This is a genomic window from Streptomyces albipurpureus (assembly GCF_023701525.1).
Lineage (GTDB): Bacteria > Actinomycetota > Actinomycetes > Streptomycetales > Streptomycetaceae > Streptomyces > Streptomyces albipurpureus.
Window position 1 is genome coordinate 1 of sequence record NZ_JAMQAW010000074.1, and the last position, 4531, is coordinate 4531.

Consider the following 4531-nt stretch of genomic DNA (forward strand, 5'->3'; position numbering starts at 1 on the left):
GACGGCACCGTGGTCTGCGTCTTCCGCCGCAAGGTGATGGTCCCCAACGAGACCTACATCAAGGAGCGGGGCGGAGAGCAGCCCGGCCGCCCGGAACCCAGGGCTTAGCGGATCGCCTGTCGTCTGGTGAGCGACGGGGAACAGGAATCTCCCGCCCGATCAGGCGGCAGCCGAAGGCCGCGAGGGGGCATCTGCCTCTCGCGGCCTTCTTGCGGTGGCGGGACTCCGCGTCGTACCGGGGGACTCATGAGGGTGGTCCGGCCCGGCCCGGCGGCGAGAGCGGATGATCCGCCCTCGCCGCCGGGTGGGGCCGTGGCCGTGAGTTCGGTGAGCCCATATGCCGACGACTCCGCCCGTGTTGAGACGGGGCGCCCCACCTGGGCAGGCCGCCCCCGCCCTGCCCGAGAATCTGCCCGAGTGCCTGCTCGGACGCTTACGAGGTGTCGGAGGACGCGCCGTCTCACTCAGCGCGCGTGGCCGAAGTCCGCCTCGCGGCGGTCCAGATGGGCCGCCAGACCCTCGTGGGCGTCCGGTCCGTGCAGCGCGAGATTGACGGTGACCAACTCGGTGTCCAGGAAGTCGCGGAAGGCCGGGGTGCGTTCGGCGGCCCGTACCAGGTGCTTGGTCAGCCTGAGGGCGTCCTGGGGGCCGGTCGCCAGCCGTCCGGCCCAGTCGAGCGCCTCCTTGAGCGCGGCACCGGGGGCGGTGACCTGGTTGACCAGACCCAGTTCGGCGGCGCGGGAGGCCGGCAACCGCTCACCCAGGGTCAGCAGTTGGGTGGCGCGGCGGGAGCCGAGGGCCTGGGTGAGGAACCACGCGCAGCCCCCGTCCGCGACGAGGCCGAGGCGGACGTGGGGGGCCATGAAGAAGCTGTCCTCGGCGGCGACGGTGAGGTCGCAGGCGAGGACGAAGCTCCAGCCGATGCCGACGGCGCACCCCTCGACGGCGGCGATGGTCGGCTTGGGCAGCCGGTGGAGCCGGTCCAGGACCTCTTGACCGCGGACGAGGCCCGCGCCGGTCGGCGAGAAGACTCCCTTGCTCTCCGGGTGGCCGCCCAGTTTCATCTTCCTGACATTGCCCCCGGCGGAGAAGTAGCCCTCGGAGCCGGTGAGGACGACAGCGCGGACCGTGTCGTCCTCACCGGCCCGGGTGACCGCCGCCCTGAGCGCGGGCATGACCTCCGCCCCGGCCGCGTTGCGTTGGTGCGGCCCGTGGAACGTCAGGATCATGACCCCGTCCGGGGTGATCTCGGTGAGCAGCCGGGTGGGCTCCGCCTCTGCGGGACCGCTGGTCATCTCTTCTCCGCTCTCGGTGTCTCGCTCGGATCGCCGGACGGCCGGGGGTGAGGATGCTGCCGGCCACGGAAGGTGGGGCGGGCCCGCTGTGGTCGAGCGGGGCGTTCAGGACATCGACGCAGGCCGGGGCGATATCCATCGGGACAGCGAACCGCTGTGCTCGCCGGCTGCCGGGCGCACGATGTTCCCGATGGCAGCGTCACGCACGCCGTCCGACTTCCCTGAGGGGCGCCTTGCCCGGATCACAGACCGAGGTCCTTGGCAATGATCGACTTCTGTACTTCGCTGGTGCCGCCGGTGATGCGGCTGACCCGGGTGTCGGTGTAGAGACGGGCGATGGGGTACTCAAGCATGTAGCCGTAGCCCCCGTGCAGTTGGAGGCATTTGTCGATGACGCGGCCGGACATCTCGGTGCAGAACAGCTTGATCTTGGCGGCGTCGGCGGCGGTCAACTCACCGCTGTCGTCGAGCTCCACACCCCGGTCCACCATGGCTTCGGCGGCCGTGGTCTCCGCCTCACACTCGGCGAGGACGAACTTGGTGTTCTGGAACGAGGCGACCGGCTTGCCGAAGACCTGCCGTTCCTTGACGTACTCGGTGGCGAAGCGGATCGCTGCGCGGGCCTGGGCGACGCCGCAGACGCCGATGTACAGGCGCTCGCGCACCAGATTCTGTCCAAGGTAGGTGAAGCCCTCGCCCTCCTCGCCGAGCAGGTTCTCCACCGGCACGCGGACATCGGTGAAGGACAACTCGGCGGTGTCCATGCTGTGCCGGCCGATCTTCTCCAGGCGGCGGCCGCGCCCGAAGCCCTCGCTGGTGCTGTCGACGACCAGCAGCGACAGGCCATGGCGGCGATTGTCCGGGTCGTAGGGTGATGTGCGTGCGGCGACCACGAACAGGTCGGAGACAAAGCCTCCGGTGATGAAGGTCTTGGCGCCGTTGAGGACGTAGTGCGTGCCGTCGTCGGAGAGTTTGGCGGTGGTGCGGATGTTCGCGAGGTCGGAGCCGGTGCCCGGTTCCGTCATGGCGATCGCCAGCAGGATGTCACCGTTGGCACAGCCGGGCAGCCAGCGTCGCTTCTGCTCCTCGTTGGCGAGCCGCAGCAGATAGGGCAGGACGATGCCGGTGCTGATGTGGTGGTGACCTATCCAGACCGCAGCCCTCGCCACCTCCTCCGTCATGATCGCCTGGAACTTGTAGCTGGTCTCGCCGAGACCGCCGTACTCCTCGGGAACGTCGAAGCCGAGGCAGCCCAGCTCACCCAGTCGTTTGAACAGCCAGCGGGGGGCCTGGCCCGCCTTCTCCCACTCGGGGAAAGCGGGCACGACCTCCTTGGTGATGAAGTCCCGGATGACGGACCGAAACGCCTCGTGGTCCTTGTTGTAGAGGGTGCGCTTCACAGGATCACTCCAGCTCTGATGGTGTTGGGCGGCTCCGGGCGGAAGTGCCGAACCGCCGGGGAGCAGCGTGGTGCTCGGTGTGGTCAGGGACGGGTCGCCGCGCTGGTGTGAGACGGGAGGCACGACTCTTCGGAGGCTTCGGCGGCCAGTGCGCGGGCCCAGGCGTAGTCGGCCTTGCCCGCGGGGTTGCGGCGGATCTCGGGCACCTGGAGAAAGGCCTTGGGGAGTTTGTAGCGGGCGATCTGCTCGCCGGCCCGGGCACGGAGTTCCTCGTCGTCCGGAAGGCCCGCCGCACCGTCGAGTCGGATCAGTGCGACCACCTCGCTGCCCCAGCGTTCGCTGGGTCGGCCCACCACCAGCACATCGAGAACGGCGGGGTGGGTGAAGACGGCGCGCTCCACCTCCTCGGCGAAGACCTTCTCACCGCCGGTGTTGATGGTCATGGAATCCCGTCCGAGCAGCACCAGCGTGCCGTCGGCGCGAAGCCGGACCAGGTCGCCGGGGATGCCGAGGCGCTGTCCGTCGACGGTCTGGAAGGTCTCGGCGGTCTTGGCCTCGTCCCCCAGGTAGCCGAGGGGCAGTGGTTCGGCGCCCGCCAGCCAGCCGATGCCCTCTTCGCCGGGACCCAGTAGACGGGTTCGAGCCTGGTCGACGACGCGTCCCCGGGGCAGCATGCTGAACACGCCCGCCTCCCGGGTGGCGCCGATCGGGATCTCCGTCCTGACCACCTGCATGATCTCGCTGGAGCCGGCCGCGTCCGAGAACACCGTCTGGTGCATGTGCGCGGCAAGCCGTTCCAGTGTGCGTGGCTGGGTCGCTCCGCCGCTGAGCAGGACCGCGCGCAGCGAGGACATGTCATAGGTCCGCCGGTCCAGCTCGTCCGCGATGGGACGGCAGAATGCCTCGCCCACCAGGGACGCCGTATCGATCTGCTCGCGCTCGATGAGCGCGCAGACATCCGGGGGGTCGAGGCGGTGCGGTGCGTCCGGGATCACCACCACGCCACCGAGGAGCAGGGTGCGCAGTGCGCCGACCCAGCCCGTGGCGTGCATGAACGGTGCGGTGCCGAGGTAGTGCGGGCCCACGGCGGCGGCGACCGCGGTGGCCGCCTCGGCGGGGGAGGCGTCCGGTGGGTACAGGATTCCGGCGAGATTGCGCATGAGGTCGCCGTTGCGCCACATGGTGCCCTTGGGCATACCGGTGGTGCCGCCGGTGTACAGCAGGAACAGGTCGTCGGGGGAGGCGTCGGGCGGAGTCGGGTCGCGAGGTGTCTCGTCCAGGGCCCGGTCGTAGTCGAGCGCGCCGGGCAGCAGCGGGTGTCCCGAGCCGTCCTCGACCTGGAGGAGCAGTGGGGTGGTGGGTAGCTGGGGCAGCACCTCCGCGATGACGGGTGCGAAGGTGGCGTGGTAGACGATCACGGCGGGCCGGGCGTCGCCGAAGAGATGGCGCAGTTCGGCCGCGGTGTAGCGATAGTTGACACTCAGCGGTGCCAGCCGGGCTGCGAGGGCGCCGAGAGTGGCCTCGAAGTAGGCCGGGCAGTTGTGGAGGTACAGCGCCAGGTGGTCCTGCCCGGATTCGCACGGGCCGAGGCGGGGGCGTTCACGGTGGGCGCCGAGGCCGCGGCCGGCCAGTAGCGAGGCCAAGCGCTCGGCCCGATCGTGCACCGTGGCGTAGGTGTGGCGGGTGGCACGGTGTACCAGGCATTCGCGGTCCGGTAGAGCTGTGGCGATTGCGCGGAAGACATCGATGATGCTCGACTGCATGGCGTTTCCTTCTGCTGGTGCAGGGTGGGTGGTTGGCAGCCGGTGCGGTTGGGTGGGTGACCGGTGTTATGGC

General features: G+C 69.9%; 3 protein-coding genes and 1 pseudogene. 1 reads left to right on the plus strand and 3 read right to left on the minus strand.

Annotation, left to right across the window (positions count from 1 at the left end; genetic code table 11):
- Nucleotides 1-108, plus strand: a pseudogene (locus tag NBG84_RS34980) (MaoC family dehydratase); the annotation flags it as partial.
- 356 nt (nt 109-464) lie between these two features.
- Here NBG84_RS34980 and NBG84_RS34985 read toward each other — a convergent pair.
- The 3 genes from NBG84_RS34985 to NBG84_RS34995 form a co-directional block, all read right to left on the minus strand.
- On the minus strand, nt 465-1295 hold the full coding sequence (locus NBG84_RS34985; RefSeq protein WP_250923722.1) for an enoyl-CoA hydratase/isomerase family protein: 831 nt from the start codon (nt 1293-1295) through the stop codon (nt 465-467).
- A 242-nt stretch (nt 1296-1537) separates the two neighbouring features.
- Nucleotides 1538-2695 (minus strand): acyl-CoA dehydrogenase family protein, encoded by a 1158-nt coding sequence (locus NBG84_RS34990; protein WP_250923723.1) that lies wholly within the window; start codon nt 2693-2695, stop codon nt 1538-1540.
- Nucleotides 2696-2778: 83 nt separating this feature from the next.
- Nucleotides 2779-4458, minus strand: a complete 1680-nt coding sequence (locus NBG84_RS34995) for an AMP-binding protein (protein WP_250923724.1) — start codon at nt 4456-4458, stop codon at nt 2779-2781.
- Between the last annotated feature and the right edge of the window lie 73 nt (nt 4459-4531).